Source organism: Sunxiuqinia sp. sy24, from assembly GCF_052677165.1.
On sequence record NZ_JBQYLH010000007.1, the window covers coordinates 125,172 to 145,907 of the forward strand.

At 42.3% G+C, this 20,736-nt stretch carries 10 protein-coding genes; all 10 read right to left on the reverse strand.

What is annotated here, in order from left to right:
* Window positions 1-9: 9 nt before the first annotated feature.
* Window positions 10-1,353: an alpha amylase family protein gene (locus ACUNWA_RS08195; RefSeq protein WP_445591408.1), complete on the reverse strand. Its 1,344-nt coding sequence runs from the start codon at window positions 1,351-1,353 to the stop codon at window positions 10-12.
* Between the two features lie 48 nt (window positions 1,354-1,401).
* Entirely contained in the window at window positions 1,402-3,072 is a 1,671-nt protein-coding gene (locus ACUNWA_RS08200; protein WP_445591409.1) for a glycoside hydrolase family 10 protein, read from the reverse strand.
* Between the two features lie 126 nt (window positions 3,073-3,198).
* Window positions 3,199-4,926 carry a RagB/SusD family nutrient uptake outer membrane protein gene (locus ACUNWA_RS08205; protein WP_445591410.1) on the reverse strand — a complete coding sequence of 576 codons (1,728 nt, stop codon included), beginning with the start codon at window positions 4,924-4,926 and terminating at the stop codon, window positions 3,199-3,201.
* A 108-nt stretch (window positions 4,927-5,034) separates the two neighbouring features.
* Window positions 5,035-8,208: a SusC/RagA family TonB-linked outer membrane protein gene (locus ACUNWA_RS08210; RefSeq protein ID WP_445591411.1), complete on the reverse strand. Its 3,174-nt coding sequence runs from the start codon at window positions 8,206-8,208 to the stop codon at window positions 5,035-5,037.
* 55 nt (window positions 8,209-8,263) lie between these two features.
* Window positions 8,264-9,490: a phosphodiester glycosidase family protein gene (locus tag ACUNWA_RS08215; RefSeq protein WP_445591412.1), complete on the reverse strand. Its 1,227-nt coding sequence runs from the start codon at window positions 9,488-9,490 to the stop codon at window positions 8,264-8,266.
* 468 nt (window positions 9,491-9,958) lie between these two features.
* Window positions 9,959-11,170: an ROK family protein gene (locus ACUNWA_RS08220; protein ID WP_445591413.1), complete on the reverse strand. Its 1,212-nt coding sequence runs from the start codon at window positions 11,168-11,170 to the stop codon at window positions 9,959-9,961.
* A 410-nt stretch (window positions 11,171-11,580) separates the two neighbouring features.
* The gene (locus ACUNWA_RS08225) at window positions 11,581-14,415 is read right to left on the reverse strand and encodes a PAS domain S-box protein (RefSeq protein ID WP_445591414.1); all 2,835 of its coding nucleotides are present in this window, start codon (window positions 14,413-14,415) and stop codon (window positions 11,581-11,583) included.
* Window positions 14,416-14,678: 263 nt separating this feature from the next.
* Window positions 14,679-17,759: an SbcC/MukB-like Walker B domain-containing protein gene (locus ACUNWA_RS08230; RefSeq protein ID WP_445591415.1), complete on the reverse strand. Its 3,081-nt coding sequence runs from the start codon at window positions 17,757-17,759 to the stop codon at window positions 14,679-14,681.
* Window positions 17,760-17,847: 88 nt separating this feature from the next.
* Window positions 17,848-19,071 (reverse strand): metallophosphoesterase family protein, encoded by a 1,224-nt coding sequence (locus ACUNWA_RS08235; protein ID WP_445591416.1) that lies wholly within the window; start codon window positions 19,069-19,071, stop codon window positions 17,848-17,850.
* 171 nt (window positions 19,072-19,242) lie between these two features.
* A complete protein-coding gene (locus ACUNWA_RS08240) occupies window positions 19,243-20,628 on the reverse strand; it encodes a hypothetical protein (RefSeq protein ID WP_445591417.1) in 1,386 nt (461 codons plus the stop codon).
* Between the last annotated feature and the right edge of the window lie 108 nt (window positions 20,629-20,736).

A 20,736-nucleotide genomic window follows, 5' to 3' on the forward strand; every position in this document is an offset into this window, starting at 1 on the left:
GCGCTGCCTCTATTGGGTTAAAGCTTCGTTAAGGACATCCCACCAATCGCGATCGATGATGTGTACAATATCAAAAAGCATCAAGCCATCCGATTTGTCTAAGGCCATTTTCAATGCACGAGCAAATTGTTCTTTGTCCCCTTCATATTGATCAACATAGATACTTCCGCAAAAAGGAGTCGCTCCCTGAATCAGCTCATTAGCCATATCAGCACAACCTTCCACCGAATACCAATATTCACGCCCCTTGCCCATGGCTGCCTCGGTTCGGTTAGCCATCATCTCTTCATTCATCTTTTCCACTTCTTCAATGGTCACTTCCTTAAAATAGAGCCCGCCCACAAACAAATCGAGCAATTCGGCATAACCGGTGTTGCGGTAGTTTTTTGTCGCCCAATCATACTTCACAGATTGGTTGTACTTTTTACTGGCCCAGTTTACACCCAACTCGTAATAAACCGGATACCAGGCACCGGCATAAATTCCGAAATCGATATTTGAATCGATGTCTTTGACCGTTTTTCTGGCATCGGCACAAAAATCATGAATAATCGTCGCACGCCACTCAATCCATTGGTTGAAGTGCCTACCACGCTTCCATACATCGGCTCCGTTTTCATCTGTTACCCAGTAGATAATGTCTTCGGGGAATTTTTCGACTTTAATTCCAGCGTAGTCTTCAAACATGGCTTTAGACTGCGGACTGAAGTCGGAAGTAATTCCATCGTAGCGCATCCGATCCAGGATGATCCCTTTGACGGATGGATACATTTTTACAAACTCACGAATTATATTGAGCTGGCATTCCTGAACTTCAGGCAGTGCCGGATTTAGCATCCCGTTATAATTCCATTTCATTTCAGAAATCGGTCGCAAACCATCCACCCAGTAGTTAATCGATTGCCAGTCGGCATGGTCGCCATAGATAATTCCCCGATCAAAAAAGTTATGCCCCCCGCTAAATACATTTAGCGAAGCATAAACCCCAAGCTTATGTTTGCGAGCCTTTTTCAGAATGACTTTGACCATGTCGTACTTATCGGGACGAACCGTTCCTTTCCACTCATTCATATAAGGCGCATACTCGCTTTTGAATAAGGTCTCCCCCATGATGGATTTTACATCAACCACCAGGTCTGTAAATCCGACTTGCTTCACCTTTTCCAGGTAGAAATCCACCGAATCAGGATAGCTTAAGCGTTCGAAATTAGCCTCACAGTCCAGCCACATGTAGATGGGCTTATCCTGCTTTTTTTCATTCGCATAAACGGAAGCACCGCCTGCGAAACACCAGCTTCCCAGCCAAAGGCTGAACATCAGAAGCGATTTATAGAATATATTTCCAGTAGTCATTTTATTTTTCTCTAAAATTTACTGCCTCAAAAGACTCTTTCCTCTCAATTAAAGCTTACGGAATGGACCATCCTTCAGTGCTTCAAGCTGTTGCTCACTCAGTCCGTTGAATGAAAACAAACATACGCCATCGGCCCCGCCTTCTCTTGAAACTTCAATTTGCTCCAGTAAGGTTTCAGGTGTAAAACCAAGGTAGGGTCCCAAGCCCACAATCGAGCGAACCTCAGTTCCTGCAACAATTTCCATTAAGCTCTGCGTTTCGCTTCTCACCACCTCGTTGTCAATGGCGTAACTCATAATATAAACGGCATCCACCTGGTCATTCTTCACCCATGATCCCCAATTCTGGAATTTCAATTTTGTACTTTCAATTGGGTTGGGTACCACGTCAACGGAGAGTTTCACTTCGGTATGTTTTGTCTGCAGAAGATCATTCACCTGTTTTACAAAACCCGTAACATTATTTATGCGGTAGTCATTCCATTGTTCCCATTCCTTTTTGTTCTCTGGAGAAATGGCCATAATGTCGAATTTCAGCTGCTTGCGCACTTGTTTGCGACAGTAATCACAATAGCAGAATCCTTTCTCCCAAGGCTCACTCAGTGAATAGCGGATATAGTCTAACTGAACTTCCTTAATCGCATATCTTTCCAACATGGTATCTACTGTTTTCAGCAGAAAGTCGGCCACTTCAGGACGTGAAGGGCAGAAATAATGGAATCCGGGCTCCAGTTCTGCAAAAATTTCTCCATGTCTGAATTTTCCTACCCATTCTGGTTTCTTTTTTACCAACGGAGAGTTGGCGCCTCCAACAAAAAACATTTCACACCAGGGAATAACCTGCATGTCGTATTTTGCACATTCTTCCATCATAACCTGCATCGGATCCCAGCCTTCAAACTGAGGAAGCTGAGGCAGTAAAGCATGGGCATCGGGATAGATGGCATAGCCATCGTAGATTGTTTCGGGCAATATGGCATTGATACCGGCATCAGCCATGCGTTTGATGGTCGCTTTCAACTCATCGGGGGTTTTATCAACTAAGCGAACCCAAACGCCCCGGAACTCATTCTCGCGTGGCTCAAATGAGTTGTAATACAATTTCTTTGCTCTTTCCAGCAACTGCTTTCCATGAACAAGAACGAAATCAACATCTTGCTCTTGCTTCGCTTTTTCAAAGGCTTCAAAATCGGCTTGCACCTTTTCACTAAACTGCTCAATAGCCTGCTCATTGGTCATCTTGCCAATTTCAACACGCTGCAAGGTTTTTTTATACAATTCACGCGCCTGATAAATGTAGGTGTTCTCGGTTGTGGCATAATGAACTACATCGCCTTCCAATTCAATTTCCATCCCAACATTCAGGGCTTGATTTATCCATCGGCTTGCACTTTCATTGCCCGAAAGCACCAAGCCATCTGTTGGAATAACAGAATTATTTCCGCCAATACTCATCACGCGTCCATGTTGAATAACAGCTTCACTTCCCCATTCATTCGTTCCTGTTTTTTCTCCATAAGCATTGGTATAGGCCACGAGGTGATGCGAGCCCCGCCCTCCCGGGAAATCTTCATTTTCGGGGTCTACTGAAGTTAGTTGCCTTGTTCCTTCTTCATGATGGATAGCAGTCTCCAGAGAAGAATCCAGCCAGGATGTTTTCGATTGACACCCCATTAAACATAACATGCAAAACACTCCGAATAATAAGTAATGCTTCATTGCTAAATTATTTTCGATAAACAAATTCAATCTTTTCTTAACCTTTTTTCTAAAAACCAAACAAGCAGTGTCTTTATAAAGAAAGTACTTAAGGATGGGTCATCCCTAAGTACTTCTAATTTATCATTATTCCCACCCGGGGTTTTGCGTCAGATCCGGGTTGATCGTAATTTCCTGTGTTGGGATTGGCATCAGGTAATCGCGATTTGGATCGAAACCAAATCCCTGAGGTAAAGACTCCTGGTACGGATCCAGAAAGCCATTTTCATCCACTAAGGGGTAGAAGCCTGTAAACGAATTTTCAAGATCAGAACCATAATATTTCATTCCTTTGAATCGTTTTCCCACCAAATTTTTGTGCGCACGCCAGCGCATTAAATCTTCAAATCTGAAGTTTTCGAAAGCCAACTCCACACGACGCTCGCGACGTACTTCGTAAATCAGGTCAGACACTCCCATGTCATTATTTGGATCAGAAGGCACGTTACTTACATCAAGATTTGCCATCCCCACCCGGTTTCTAAGCTGGTTTATGGATTTATCAGCAGCTGCCTGAGTTAACTCGCCTAATTCGGCACAAGCTTCAGCATAATTCAACAAGGCTTCAGCATATCTGAAAATAACAGATGCTGTAATACCAATACCTTCCTGGTTCTTTTGCTGAGCAGGATTCGGATCAATTCCTTTATAAAGCATGAATCCGGTTGTATTGCGGTAGGCTCCTGATTGATCGATAAAAGGAGTGGTAAATACCCGTTGTACAGTCGTTTCGTAACCCACATTAGTCAGCACATCACCCGGAAGCAGAATTGTTTGAGCTAAACGAGGATCCCGATCTGCAGCAACCGTAGTCAAAGAAGAGTAGTCTGTGTTCAGAGCTAGCGTACCATCTTTCTTCAGGTACGACTCAACAAGAGACAAGGAGATACCAGTTCCATCACCACGCCAGGGAAGCATACGTTGCAGGTTATGAGATATTCCCTGAGCAAGATCAAATTTTTTCCATAACATCACTTCCGGGTTACCACTCAGGTCGGTCTGGTTAAACAACTTCCAGTAAGACTGGTTGGGATTACCCGAATTATACAAGCTATACTTTTGTCCATCGATTAATTCCTCTGCAGCTTCTTTTGCCAGACGTAAAAACTTCGAGCCATCGCTTCCCGCTACACCAAACGGAGTGCCACTGTGGTATTTCTCCCAAGTTCCTTCGTACAAGCAGATTCGAGACTTGATCAACAAAGCAATTTCACGATTGATACGAAACTCGGCAGCTTCACCTTTCGGTTTTAACAAGGCAATAGCGCGGTCAATCGTAGCTACAATTGAATCAGTCACTTGGTTTCGTGGCATTCTTGGCTGATACAAGGCTTCGTCGCGAGGTCCGTGTACTTCATTAAACCATGGCAAGTCTCCAAAACTTTTCAACAAGGTAAAATAGTAGTAAGCCTTAAAGAAATATGCTTCTCCAACATACTGGTCAATATCAGCCTGTACTCCTTCGGCAGTATGATAGTTTGCCAGGAAATAGTTTACATTACGGATAGCACCCCATCCCCAGCCTCCTCCGGTTGTTGGGAGTGTTCCTGTTCCATTCAAGCGAGTTCTTGGAATTTCTGGCACCAAGTTATCACTGTTGTTTTCGCCATAGAAAGAAGTACTCCATCCACCATGAATATAAAAGCTTCCTCCTGAATAATACTGATTACAATAAAGTTCTAAATCACTGGCCGATTTCCAGAATTGATTTTTGGTGAATCTATCGGTAGGATATAGATCCAGGTAGTCATTATCACAGGAAACAAATCCCGTCATGATAGCTGCCAATAGGACTAATATTTTAAAATTTCTCATTTGTTTGTAATTTATTCAATGTATATCTTAAACTTGAGTTTGAAAGAGAAACTGCCGGACTGCATCCTTGTTCTCATCCAGCAATCCCCTCTTTCTCATACATGAAGGCTAGAACGTTAAATTCACACCTACAGAGAATGTTCTTTGTATAGGATACGTTTTTCCGGCAGTACCACTATTGATAGCACCTAAAGCTTCCGGATCAAAGATGTCGCTAAGCTTGGTGAATGTTAACAAGTTTTCACCCGATACATAAACATTAATTTTCTTCAGCCAGAATTTCTCAAGCATCTCATCAGGCAATGAATAGCCAATTTGCGCATTCTTTAATCGTAAATAAGAAGCATCTTGCAAATAGCGGGTTGATACGCGTTGGTTTTTATCCACTCCTGCCTGAGTCAAGTAAGGTCTGGGGTAGTATGCATCCGGATTGTCTTTAGTCCAGTAATCCAGGTGTTGCTTAAACGCTGTGGTTTGCCAGCGTGAGTTTGCTGATCCGAAGAAGAAGTTACCATTAAGCCAAGCATCTTTTTCGCCAACTCCCTGCCAAAACATAGAAAAATCGAAGTTACGCCAGTTGAAGCCTGCAGATAAGCCATACTGAAACTTAGGTACCCAGTTACCAATAATTGATAAGTCACCATGATCATCCAGCGTTGATGCTCCGGGAGAAACTTCACCATCATTGTTAATATCCTCGTATTTCACATCGCCTGGAAACCATCGATCATTGCTGATTTGAGAAAGATCAGGGGCGTTATTAACTTCTTCCTCGGTTTGGAATAATTTGTTTGAAGTGTATCCCCAAATTGTTCCGACTTCTTTACCTACATAGTTGGTCCATAGATAGCCAGTAGGGTTATTGTATTTCTTGTAAACGCTCTTGTAGTTGGTCAGTGTTCCTTTGACAAAGTAGGAAAAATCGCCAATGTTATTTTGCCATCCCAAAGAAACTTCAAAACCTTTGGTTTCAATGTCAACATTGTTTAACAAAGGTACGTTCCCTCCATAAGTAGCAGGAGGCGTATCAGCTGGCCCCAACAAGTCTTTCCGGTCTCTTTTATACCAGTCGAAAGTCGCCGTCAAACGGTTATTCAGAAATGCACCATCAAAACCAAATGTCAACATCGATACCGTCTCCCAAGTCAGGTCGGGACTAGGAACAGCTGGCATATAAACCACGTTCGGTTTATTGCCCCCTTCCATTAACCAAGGGTAATTACTGTTAATACGATAGGACTCCAGGTAAGCATAAGGCGATGCCGTTTGGTTACCCAACGAGCCATAAGAACCTCTGAATTTCAACTGACTAACATAGTAAAGATGATCTTCCATGAAATCCTCTTTGGCCAGGTTATATCCGGCGGAGAAAGAAGGGAAAGAACCCCATCGTTTTCCTTTTTGGAAATACGAACTACCATCAGCCCGCCAGTTCACTTCCAATAGGTATTTTTCTTTGTAGTTGTAGTTAAAGCGACCAAAGTAACTGCGAGTTGCATAATGTCCTTTACTTTCACCACCAAATATTTCGCCAGTAGCTGTGCTTATAGCAGGCAGCAGAGGGGTTTGCAAGATTTTACGACCAACATTGTGATTGCTGTAGATCATCTTTGACTGTTGGAAACCACCCATAATCTTGAAATTATGGTCGTTAATTGATTTCGTATAAGTTGAGTAAATCTTAGGAGATTTGTAATCCGTTACACCAGTATGTGTATAATAGCGGCTGTCTTCAATATTCCCGTATTGAAACTCTTTTTCGCCTACACCATAATAGGTAAAAGTAGGATTCACCGAATACTGCTGTTCCCAAGTCGTGTTGTTCCAGTCATAAGCAACTTCTGTCACCCAGCCTTTAATGGGCTCAATTTCTAACCCAATGGTCATCATGTAACCAGTATTCTTGTCAATTGTCCGTCCTCCTTGTTCAATTTCAGCCACATCCGACACACGCATGTAATGCCCGTTAGGATCTTTGATTGGGTTAGAAGGCCAGCGCGACTGCGAAATACGGTGCAACATGTTAATATTCTGGTTCAGGAAAGTAGGCATATCAACCAAACGTGATGTATAACGCATATTACTGCTTGCCGATAACCAGTCGTATAGTTCTGTTTTAATTTTGGAGCTGATGGTTTGCTTTTCAAAAGTATCATCACCAAACGTAATGATTCCCTCTTGATTCAGGTTACTTCCTGATATGTAATACTCTGTTTTATCAGAAGCTCCGCTAACACTTATGTTATGTGTTTCCTGTAAAGCCCAGTCTTTGAAGTGAAAATCGAACCAATCGGTGTTTGCATTCGCATACTCGGTATTGGCCCATTTCGTTGGATCCATCGGGTTAGGAATGGTTCCTGGAATATCGCCTTCATTGATATAGCGCTTTATCCGTTCCAGCGTTTCAACCGAAACTAAAGGCAATCCACCTCCATTAACAGATGCCGCGTTAAAGTATTGTGCATAAGCATAAGAGTTGGCCTGCTCTGGAAGTTTGATTGGTGCCGAAAATGAATAGTTGTTTGAGTAATTTACTCGTACGCCTTTTTTTCCACCTTTTGTCGTAATCAAAACGACGCCATAAGCCGCTTTTGCTCCATAAATAGCAGCAGAGGCAGCATCTTTTAAAACCGTCATGGTTTCAACATCAGCAGGGTTAAGATTTGAAATAGATCCTTCAACACCATCAATCAAAATATAAGGGCTACCAGCACCACGAATGTTCATCAGTAAGTCAACCCCGGGTTTTCCTCCTGCAGCACTTCTGGAAACTACAAGACCGGGAACAACGCCCTGAAGCGCCTGAGTCACACTTGTTACTGGTCGGTTCTCCATCACTTCTGCAGAAACAGTGGTGATTGCACCTGTCAGGTTTTCCTTTTTAGTAGAACCATACCCAATAGCGACAACTTCTTCCAGATTCACGTAATCGCTTTCCAGCTTAACATTGATTACTTTTTGGCTTCCTACTGTAATTTCTACCGTTTTGGTACCGATAAAAGAAAAAACGAGTACGTCCTCTTCTGAAAGACCATTGATTGAATAAGCTCCATCAGGATCGGTGACGGTTCCTTCATAGGTACCTTTAACCGAAACGCTTACCCCCGGCAACGGTTCTTTGCCCGAGTCTGTAACTTTACCGGATACCTTCAATCCGTCGGCCTGAGCATAGCCTGCAAATGAGCTAAGACAAACCAACAGTAACATTGTGGTTAGAAATCGTAAGGGTATTATTTTTTCGACATACGTCAACCAATAACGCACGGTATGTACTTTTTTCATAACAATAATATTTACTTATTTGCTGCTGACCTGCAGCTTGATATTTAGGATATAGTTACTTGCTCAAAACAATAATCGAATTCGTTGTTGCCCGCTGAGCACCATCACTTAAAGTATTGGCCGTTTCGGCTCCATACATTAAGGTTGAAGAGCCACCTCCGTCGAGATTCAGTGCATCCCACACCTCAAATTTTTTCGCCATGAAATAAGCGATTTCATCCAAGCTCATTCCTTTACTCAGGTCAGAACGCCCTTCGATTGCAACCATATAGAATTTAGTCTTGTCTTTGTTGTAACCAATGCAAGATCTGGGATGACGCTGTTTTTCATGAACCATTGTACCTTCAACCTGAATAGCCTGAATGGAATTATTCATTCCTTCTTTTACAATGTGTCCCCATCCGCCAGCTACTTCAGCAATCTTAATTTCATTATCTATCCCTGCATAAGTATTTTGAATTTTCACGGTTTCACCGACTGTCAAATTCATAATATACTCACGAGCAGCACCGTGCCCCGAAAGGATTAACTGATTCTCTGGATCAGTCATGGTAACACGCACATTATCCATAACATTATCCACTTCCAGTACCTTATACTCAAAAGTACCATTCACATAGTCTGCAGTTTTATTAACAGCTTCAATCAGCACTTCTGCACCCCATGGGTTAGCTCCAGACTGATTGTTGCCATCTTTCATCTTTCCGTTGTAAACCACCAGATTATCAGCCCAACGAGTTCCATTATAGGAATTAATTGCCCGTTCGCTGGCTCCAATGATCAACTTGCTTTGAAGGTCTGCAAGCCCGATATAAGGGACTCCCTGAGTATCTACCATTAAAGCAGCATGAGGCTGTCCGGTAATACCTGTACTCCCTATTTTGCCATCATGAACGGTAGTAACAAACTGTTTACCAAACTCCATTTCAAAAAAGTCACCGTTAATTCCAGCAACCACTTCTTTACCGTTGGCTTCTTTCCGTTCCACGATACTGGCCAATGTTTCTCTATTGGCAACTGTTCCCCAGGCAGCCAAATCATTAGCCATGGCTAACTCAATCTGGTTTTTAGGATTTGTTAAATCAATCTCGATTGCATAGATATTCCAGGGCGTTTTTTCTTCCTGAATATGCAACAATTTACACCCGTTTTCCAACTCTGTCGTCTCAACGGTTTCAAACGTATATCCCGGCTCATCCGTTATATACAACTTATCTTCTTTACAATTGGTAAAAAAAGATAATACGATCAATACCGACAGGTATACAATGTATTTTCTCATATTGAATAAAAATTTGATTAGTTATCTATTAAATAAATAAAGCTTAGCTACGGTGCCTGCCTTTTAGCAAATAGATTCAGCACACACTGCAATACACCTTCCTTTTCTCTTTCTAACTTTAGAAACGGGCATATTAAAGACCAAGAAACAAGCTTTATCGTCAGCTCGCTTGCTTTTTCAAAACAAAACACAGCATCTCCAACATTAAACTTTAGTTAAACTTAGACTAACCCGGAGAAGGCTAAACGCTTTGTTCTTAGAGTTAAATCTTCTGACCTGCAAGGAACAACTAATCAACCAATTAGTTTTTTATAAAAAAATGAAGTAATTTTATTTTGAGATTATGCTTACTTCAAGCCTGTCCCTTGCGCTTCAAGCCTTGTGGCAGGCTTTTTTGTTTTTTTTCATCACATCTTGTTTATTCCATCGTTAATTCGTTTTAGTCGTTAGTAATTTCTTTCTTATAGGTTATATCAATTGTAACGATCGGAACACAATGGCCGCGGCTCCTTTCGATGCGGCATCAGATCCAATCGAGGAAAAAATTAATTCACAGGAACGTAAGGGCAACTGCAAGCTGGTATGAGTCATTCCCGACTTGATGGAGTCAACCAGGATGTCTTTAGCAGAGACGAACTCGCCACTGATAATTATAACCCCGGGATTCAGCAGGTTAATCATGTTCCCCATGGCTTTCCCCAGTATAAATCCAATATTGTGCGTTAATGAAATTGAAAGAGAATCGCCTTCGGTTGCAGCTGTCAATATATCCTTATATTTTATCTGTTCTACTTGCTTCTCGGCTAACAATAGGGAGGTTTCGCCAGCCTCAATTTGTTGTTGAAAGCTTTGCTCCATCGCATAACCGGAAACTTCGGTTCCCAAGCAGCCTCGTTTTCCACACAAACACAATTTATCTGATTCGGCAAATTGAATATGTCCCATTTCACCGGCAAATCCTTGTTCTCCAACAACGAGTTCTTCGTTAGCAATAATTGCCAGTCCCATTCCACGGCTCAGGTTCAACACAAAAGCATTCTTTATATTTTTGGCTTCACCAAAATACTGCTCCGCCAAACCAAGTACGTGGGTATCATTGTCAACATGGACCGGAAAAGCAAGCTTTTTGGAAAAGAAATCAATTAAAGAGCCATCTAAAAAGTTGAAGTAATTGTAAGAGTAACCGGTTCTTGAATTCACCCGTCCGGTAATTCCCATTCCCATTCCTAAAACCCGGCTGCTATCAATCCCCGATTTAACAATAGCATCCTGGATAAAACGGACAACATTCTCCAGACAACTCTCCGTATTTTCAAGTACAAAATTTTCATCATGCATCGAAAAAACCTCTTTCATCTCCAGGTTATACACGACAAACGAAATTCCTTTTAACAAGACGACCGTTCCAATGCAGTAGGCAATTTCCGGATCCACTTTATATAAAGAAGGACGTCGACCATTATCAGTTTCCTTTTTCCCGAACTCAATGATTATATTGTCATGAATTAATTCATTGATTAGCTTTGTTCCGGTAGGAACACTTAACTTTACCTTTTTGCAGATACCGGGGATAGTAAGCGGTTTTTCCGACTTATTGAGCAAAGCAACAATCTTTCTCTTTTGAGCATATTGTCTACTCTCGTTACTAACCTCCTCTATGTTCTTCCGAAATATATCCACCGCTAAACGTATTAGAATTATTTTTATTTATCTACTGCAAGTTTATAATTTTTTTTATTAACCGCAAAGCTGTTCTTAAACATTTTAATCGACCAGTGACAAAAAGAAGCATAAACAAACGAAGCACAAGGGATAGCAACAACTTAATACTGGAACATTTCGTGGAATAACATTTCGCCTAGGGTTTAGCATGAATAAGCGTTTCTCTCTAATTCTATAAAATCAATCCATCATGACCGAAATTTGACTAGCCCAAAAACCTTCAAAGATGAATCATCAAAATGAGAATAAATTAGCGCTCCTCTAGCCGGGCAAGATGATCCCCATTGCAAACTAGACCGGTAATAACATCCTCTGCCATCAAGCTTAAGAGGTCACAATCGAGCAGCACATAAGACAGGAGTGAGTGATTACACAAAATGCGGCCCAGCTTTCAAATGCTTTTTCAAAAACAAAAAGAGGATATCTTTGCGAATTGGCTTGGTAAGAATATCATCACAACCGGATTGATAGGCTTTCAGTCTTTCCTTCGGAAACGAATGAGCAGTTAAGGCAAGGATCGGGACAGCAGGGTAGCTTATTTTGATTCTCATAGTTGCCTCAAATCCATCCATCTCAGGCATAATTAAGTCCATCAAAATAGCATCCGGTTTTTCAACATCCACCTTTTCAATAGCTTCCAATCCATTACATGCATAAATCAACTTAGCATTTGATCCTTTAAAATGAAGCTTCAAAACCTCGTAAATAAGCAGGTTATCATCGACTAAAAGAACCGTTTTTCCATCCATAAATGGAGCGACATCCTTTACCAAAGGCATATTGAAGTCATCGTTATCATTCTCACGAATATCGACTGGCAGGGTTATTTTAAATAAACTCCCTTTGCCGCGAACAGAATCCAGATCAATTTGCCCCCCCATCAGATCAACATAGCGCTTTACTATCGATAAGCCGATCCCCATCCCTTCAAAGGTCCGCTTATAAAACTCATCGACCTGCCTAAAATAATCGAAGATATAGGCAGAACTCTCCTTATCAATTCCAATCCCCGTATCGCGAACGGACAATGTCAGTGTTTTCTCTTCTTCATCGAGTAGCATTCCAAACTCGATCTCCCCATCATCCGTAAATTTTACGGCATTCTTAAACAGGATTGACAAAACCTGAATTAGTTTGGCATCATCAATTGAAATTTCGGAAAACACATTTACTCCACGATCTGAAAAAATGAGAGTGATTTGATCGGCCTTTCCTGAATTAATTAATAGTTCTTCAAGAATAGCCCTACCAATACAATATAAATCGACACTCTTGACAAGTGTTTCTTGACAAGCAATCTGACGTCCTTCGGCCAACGACAAATCAAATAAATCTTCAAGCGATTGCAGCAATTTCTCGCCTGATTCATGAATCATACCAGCCATTTCCTGTACGATCTCATCCTCTGAATATTCGGGCAACAAACTACTAAAACCAAGAATAGGATTCATCGGCGAACGCAACTCATGACTTATAGTTGCCAGAAAAACCGATTTCAACCTGGAACTTTCTTCGGCCTGCTCTTTTGCCTGAAAAAGCTCAACAGAAGTCTCCCTGCGAACTAGCTCTCCGGAAATCAAGTCCGTTAATGACCTCAACACACTAACATCAATAGAATTCCAGTTCTTCTCCTTCCTAATTGATTCGAACCCGACAAACCCTTTGAATACATTTTCAAAATGCATTGGAATAAGCAGAACCGACTTCACGTTCTGAATCTCAAGGCATCGTTTTTCAATAGCTGCCTCTTGAGGTAAATCTTCAATCCGATCACAACACACCAATTCGAGCGTTTTCATTTTTTCAGCAAACCAAGGATAGCTCTCTGCTGCAATTACCCCGAGCTGGTGTGAGTAAGCTTCAGTTCCTGCATTACACCAGCTAAAAGTATTCTTCACAGCACCCTTCGGTTCAAGCTGAAAGACATAAGCCCTATCCACATCCGTAAACAAACCAATATCTTTAATTGCATCTGCAATAGCTTGATCAATTTCAGAAGGCTGACTGCTTAAAAAGCGGAAGGAGATGTCATTTAAAATCCGTTCGATATCAACATAATACTGAATCTGTAATTCATTGATTTTCCGTTGGGTTATATCAATACTGACCCCTCGCAATTTAATCAGCTCTTTCTCCAGAAATAAAGGCTCAACACTATTAAATATCCATCGGATTTCACCATTTTCCATCAATAAACGGAATTCAGAACGAACCGCCTTCTGCTCTTGCAAAATCCGACGATAGGACTCTGTTACGATCTGACGATCATCCGGATGTACCCGCCGAATAAAACAACTATAGCCCGGAATAGCTTCACCAGGAATCAACTGAAACAGCTGATATAAATTTTCAGACCAGCTAATCGTGTTTTGTTGAATATCATATTCCCAACTACCCATTTCCGCAATTTTCTGCGCATACCGAATAGAAGCCTCCTTTTCTATTAACTCCAGTTCTGTTTGCTTGCGTTGGGTAATATCCGACACAATCAAATGGATAGCTTGCCGCTGATTAAAAATTACGAATTGAGCACTAACCTCCACGGTAATAAGACCACCGTCCTTGCTAATCATACTCCATTCGTCACCAATCCTCAGGGAAGCACTATCAGCTGTCAATATCCTTTTTGCTCGTTCCATCTCTGTCAGAGCCAACAGCTCGAGAAACGTCAGCCGATCAAATTCAACAGGCGTGTAGCCCAATAACGCACAGGCTGCTTCGTTAACCTTAAGAAAGCCGTAATGATCAGCATCGAAGATAAGCATGGGCTGTGGGTTCGAGTCGAACATTCGTTTGAATGTAGTCTCCTTCAACAATAAATCCTGCTCAGCTTTTTTAATATCTGTTATATCCCGTATCTGACTAATAAAAGATTCAATTCTATTCTCCTCATCTTTAATAGTAGTCACGTGTAGTTCGGCCCACAAGATATGACCTGTTTTGTGAATGTAGCGTTTTTGAATCGTATAATGCTCATTCACGCCAGACTTCAACCGCTCAAACTCAGCTAAATCCTTGTCAATATCCTCTTCGGGAGTAATACTTCGAAAACTCTTGCCCAACAATTCCTTTAACGAATAACCAATAAACTCACACAAAGCCTTATTAGCATATAGAATGCGTCCATCAATCGACACATTAGCAAAGCCAACTGGGGAGTTTTCGAGAAATGTTTGAAAAGCCTGTGTGTTAATTTCTATCATTAGACACTTGGAAGCATAGTTGAACAAATGAGCAATAATATTTCAAAACGTCACCAAAGATACTATCGAATCTCAGATTCTAAAATTTTTTACAAACTTTATAACACACCAGCTCAGCAAGCGTAAACAATCATCTAACTATAAGCCTCATAAAATAAAGCTTCAGTCATCCATCCATTGACTTTTAAAGAAGAAAAACAACATTCAATTAAACGACTTCATCCAAACTTGAGAAAGATCTGTTCATCAATAAGAACCATCGATCACGCTTTCCAGCTTGCATGTATCAAACTTCCTTTCTCTTCCTGGTTGTCAATTCGCAAATGAACATCTATCTCCTGCTGCATTTCCTCAACATGAGAAATGACGCCAACAGTCCGATTTTCTTTTCGAAGCGACTTCAGGGTATCGAACACAACCGCCAGAGATTCTTTGTCGAGTGAACCAAAGCCTTCATCGAGAAAGAAGAAATTCTGGTTCGACTCGGTGATCTTCTGGATATTGTCAGCCAGAGCCAAAGCCAGCGAAAGAGCAGCCTGAAAGGTTTGCCCTCCTGAAAGGGTTTTTACGCTTCGCACTTTGCCTCCATTCATAAAATCGCGCACCTGGAAGTTATTCTCTGAAGTAATTTCCAAGCTTAGTTTCTGCCGCGTTAGCTGAAAAAACCGATCGTTGGCAGCATTACATAAATTCTGCAGATAGACGGACGAAATATAATTGACAAATCCACTTCCTTTAAACAGTGATTTCATCGTCCGGATATTATCGCCACGCAATTCCAGCGCGCTCATTTCTTTATGCAGAGTGGCCTGATTCTCCAAATCTTTCTTCAGTTTTTGCAATAACTCTGACACTTTTCCCAAGTCCTGATTTTTCTGATTTACCCACTCGCCAATAGTCTTAATTTCGGCAAGTAATTTCTGATGAACTTCCAGATCATACCGGCGGTCTCCAATTTCTTTTTGCAGCTGTGCCAATTGATTTTTTGTCAAAGTCTGTTTATCCTTAAAAGTGGACAGCTTTTGCTTTTCTTGCTCCAACGCCATTGGATGAGCTAAAATTTGGCTCACCTCATCCAAACTTTGAAAGTCGGACTTTTCAAGCTGCGCACGAAGCTGGACAGTCAATTTTTGATTCGCTTCCTGCTCCTGCTCCATGACTTTCCGGTTAGCCGTCAATCCGCCAGTTAAGGTGTCTTTCAATTTCCGATGTTCGGTCAGCGCATTGGAATACGCTTCAAACTGTTTCTCCAATTGGACTTGCTGTTGCAGTAGTTTCTGCTGCTTCGCACTAATTTCGTCAGTCGTTTTAAACTGATAGTCTTCGAGTACAATCATTTTAAGCTGGTCCTTCAAGCTTTTCAATTCAGTCTGTCCAACCGCCAGGGCTGTTTTTATCTTTTCAATTTCAAACTGAAAACGCTCCTTATCATTGCTCGCTTTATCCATAACTTTGACCAACTGCTCCAGCTCCCCTTCCTTCTTTTTGATGAAATTCTGAATTCGCCCAGACTCCCCCAATGCCTTCTCCACGTCCTGAACCTCTTTATACTTTTCCCATTTAAACAAGGCCTGATGTTCCTTTATTTTCTTTTGGCCTTCTTCCTTTTTTACAACCCATTCTTTCAGGTAACGTTGATTGAATTTTTGTTGGCTGTCGAGCTCATTCATGCGCGAAGTCTGCTCATTAATCTGCTCTATTTCCTGTTCATGTTTCTGCCGTGCATTTTGCAAGTTTTGCTGTTGGTCATGCGAACTTGCAGCACTGTATACTTCCGGATGATGTTCTGCTCCACAAAGCGGACAAGGGGTGCCCTCCTGCAAACCAGCGGCAAAAGCTTTCAGTTGTGCTTTCAGACGTAAACTATCGGCCTCCTTCTCAATCGCTTTAAGCTGTTTTTTGATGGCTTCGATTTTTTCGCGTAAGTATTTTACCGCAGCACTCTGATCTGCCTGTTCCGGCAAATCAGCAAAAACCGGCAGCTGATAATATTTTTGCAATTCCTGCTGAATACTTTTCTCCTCTTCCTGATATCTGCGAATATCCTTTTCAAGCTCCAACTGCTGCCGTTCCATATTCTGCCATTCGACATGCCAGGACTTGGCATGAGCCAATGCTGCTAAGTCCGGAAGCTTTGCCTTTTCGGTTTTAAGCAATCCCTCCAGCTTCAACCGATCTGACTTGAGTTTCTCGATTTGATCAGTTGTTTGTTGCCAAATTTTCGCCCCTTTTTCCAGTCGGTCCTTATCGGTCTCAACCTTTTTTACTAGCTCTTTTATTTTCATCAAACGCCCCAGCTCATCCGCTTTCTGCTTCAGTTCATCCCGCTTATCATAGCTTGGCTTCAGATCTGCCAAAGCCTTTTCTACCTTATCAATGGCAGTTTCTTCCAATTTTAGCTTTTCAGCATCCTGTTTAATCTGAGCCGCCTTTTGCGTGATGCTTTTTGAGCTCAACTGCAGCGACTCCAAGAGATGCTTGAACTGAATAACGCACTGCTCGTAGTTCGTAATACTCTTTTCCAATTGCTGAAATTCCGGTTCTTGCGCTTGCAATTGCTTCAAAACATTTCCCGCTTCCGACAACTTCTTGGTCAGCTCCTGCAACTGCTTCCATTCCACCTCTTGTTTCTGCAACTGAGCCAATTCAAGGATTTGCGCTTTCATTGCCTTCTCTACATCATCCTGCTGCTGCTGGTATTGCTTCACTTGCTCCGGATCAATGGCTCCCAACTGCTGCAACTGCCCTTCCAAGTGCTGTTTCCGGGCATTATTTTTCGACTCCAGTGCTGTCACCTTATAGTAGAGTTCAAAGCGTTCGAGGCCGAAAAGCTCCTTCATCATTTGGGTGCGATCCTTATTGCCCAGCTGCAAAAACTCCTGAAACTGCCCTTGTGGAATGATAATGGTTCGCTTGAAGTTATCGTAACTCAAGCCAATAGCAGATTCCAGCGCACGAGGTTCGATGGGCTGCCACTCCTTTCCATTACGCTCATAGGCCAGTCGATCCAACTTCTTGACATCATCAAAATTTTTACTATTTCGCCGACCTTTCACCACAGCGCGGTATGCCGTTTGCGCTTTTCCCGTTTCAAAAATAAAATCGATCAGCAACTCATCCGACTTCAGGTTCATCATGTTATAGTTCCGGTTATCGCCCGAAAGATTGAGCCGGTCAGTTTTCCCATAGATGGCAAAAGTAATAGCCTCCAAAATGGAAGATTTACCACTCCCCACCGAACCGAAAATGCCAAAAAGATTGGCAGCTGTCAATTTTGTAAAGTCAATGGTTTGCTTTTCCTGATAAGAATATAACCCCTGTATCGTTAATTGTATTGGTATCATTGTTCGTCTTTGTCGTGTTTATTTACCACTGACTACCAGAAATTATATTCTTTCGCAGGCAATCTGTGGTGACTCCTCTTTAGTGAACTTAATCTTCTTCTTCAGCCAATATTTCAGCAAACAACTTCGTAATCTCGTCATTGGGCTCCTGGTCTTTCACATGCTTAAAATAATCCGCAAACAACTCATCCATGCTTCGAGTCAAGTCAATACTTTTGTGGTGACCATCAGCCAGCTCAGCTGCGTTAGTCACTTCCGGAATAATGGTGACAATGCCCGGATGCGCAGCACCAAGCTGTCGACGCTCCAGTGCTGTTAAAAAAGTTTCGGTTACCATGGTCAGCTCCACCAGGCAGTCCTGATTTTCGGACAGCCACTGTAACGCATCTTCCATTCCTTCAGCTCGCTTGCGCAAAAGCTTCTTCCCCTTCGTCAGCTCAACCTCCTTCACCTCTGCAGCCCCTCCCGGCTCCACATCAATCAACAAAACGTATTTTTTCTGATTGGCTTCGGAAAAGCTGTACGACAACGGGCTCCCACTGTAATAAGCAGGACATGGCACCGGGTCGACCCGGTGCATACGATGCAAGTGCCCCAAGGCTGTGTATTGAATTTGCTTCGGAATATTTTCGGTGTAAACAGCCTGCGCCCCTCCCACATGCAAAATGGGCTTCTCATCGGCCGGCTCCTCAGGCAGTTCAGCCCCTTTCGCTACCATAAAAAGATGGGAAACCAACACATTCACCCCTTGCTCGTCACAATACTGGTCAGCCAGAGCAGTCCAATTTCGCTGAAGAACAGCTCGCAATTCTTCTTCACTGTTTTCGTGCCCCAGGCAAGTTTTCAGTCGGTGCTCGTTAGCATAAGGCGTTAATAAAAGTCGCAAGAGAATGGCTGCTCCCGGGAGCTGAAGCTCCAGAAAACCTTCGCTGCTTTGCGAAACGATTACGCCCGATTCCAGATCAAAGGGAGCAATCACCGAATTGGGATAGCCGGCAAAAATAATCCCGCACTCACGGGCCAGCGGATCCGGGGCCTCAATACGGTCTGGCGAATCGTGGTTTCCGGCAATAGCAATCACCGGACGGCGACCATTGTTTGTTAAGCGTTTCAGTACCTTATAAAACAAGTCAACCGCTTCGGTGGGCGGATTAAACGTATCGAACAAGTCGCCGGCAACCAGCACCGCATCAACCTGTTCGCGTTCGGCCACTTCACAAATTTCAAGCAACACCGCCTGCTGTTCTTCCATCCGCGAAAAATCATCCAGTCGCTTGCCTAGGTGCCAATCAGAAGTATGAAGGAGTTTCATGTGGTTTCTTTCTTTTAGATTAAAAGTATTAATCCTATTTACAATTGTCAAAAAAAACAGACATCAATGCCGGCTCGTTATTGAATGTGCAAATATCAAAAATAGTAACCAAATGTATGGGATGCCATCTAATGAATAAGTTTCTACCAAACCAAAATGTAACATTCCTTACTAACGTTCCAACTCCTGAAGGCGTTGTTCCATGGAGTTTAGTTGCCGGGTAAGCGATTCAATTTTTTCGAGCAACAGGCGATTCATTAACACCAGGCTAAGCTCCTTTTCGTCCGAGATGGCAACTTTTCGTAGCTCTTTGATTTCTTTGGCGAATTTGCCTTCCAAAAACAAGGATGAATCAACCAACACATCACTGGCATGCAACTTTCCGGCGGCTCGATCTTTTTTCTGCGAGCGATCTGCGCCAATAAAAACATCACCTGTTTTGCCCGAAACAAGTATTGAAACAACATCGTTCTCCGCATTTTGAGTAGTATTGTTTCCAATCAGCAAATTGCCAGTTTTACGATCAAAGCCCACGAAGCCGCTAGCCGGACTTTTGCCCTGAAAACGAATAAAGCTTACATCCTGTTTTGAATCAACCACCAGAGCATTGTGTCCCGATAAAACCACCTGCCCCGAATCATAAAGCTTCAAGGCCGAGCCTGCCAGCGCATTCTCCAAAGCCAGAAAATTACCTTTCTGCGAGTTTTGAATTCTTCCCCGAATACTCCGATCTGTATTAAACAGAATTCCGCTTTCGCCACCCAATAGCGAAAGATTAGCCTTCTCAAGCGTCATGTCGCCATCAAAATAAGAAGCGCCTCTCACCTGCAAACGGGCATTTTCCGAATCATCAATCGAGCCCACCAAGGTATTTCCCTTATCCGAAATCATGAAAGGAAATTGCCACCTATTCCCATCGTAATAAGAAAATGACAAAGCATGCGGCACATCTTGTTTATGCGAAATCTGCCAAAGTTTCGGAATCGGTTCATCACTTTTTAATTCCAAAGCTGAAAAAGAATAACCACTCCCCTTTCCCTGAACAGAGAGGAAATTGCCCTCCACGGCCAGCTTCCCATAAAAGGTGCTCAACTGATTGTTGGTTGCCTGAAATATTTTTATTTTCTCCTTGCCATCCGAAAAGTCAATCACAAAAGGCTTGAAAGCACCTTTCCCCCTTTTCTGCATGCGGATACCAAACTGTTTTTCCGAAGCATAATTCTGGTTGTATAAATCAAGAAAATCAACGCCCAGTGAATCCGACTCATTCATTAACGTTAGTGTGGACTCGTAAGGTGTTTTATCGGGCGAGTTGATTTGCAGAATGGAGTAATAGCCTTTATCTCGCTTCAAATCCAAGACCTGGGTTTCTTCCCCTTTAATCTGGTATTGCGACAACGAATAACTTCCGGATTTAAAAACAGCCAAGCTGTCATTTACGAGACCATTCCCAGCCGTGTCAGCAGCACCATCGGATGACAAGCCTGCAGCAGTGGGCTGAGCTTTTGCACAAGCGAATAAAAGTAAAAAAGCAAAAATCAAGCAGATTGTCTTCATTGTAGGATAGCTTATTATTTAACTAAAAGTGGAACTCCTTTTTCGGGTCAAACACATGATGACCAAAGGTAATTCTGACGAACCGCAAACTAAATTTGACTGAAACCT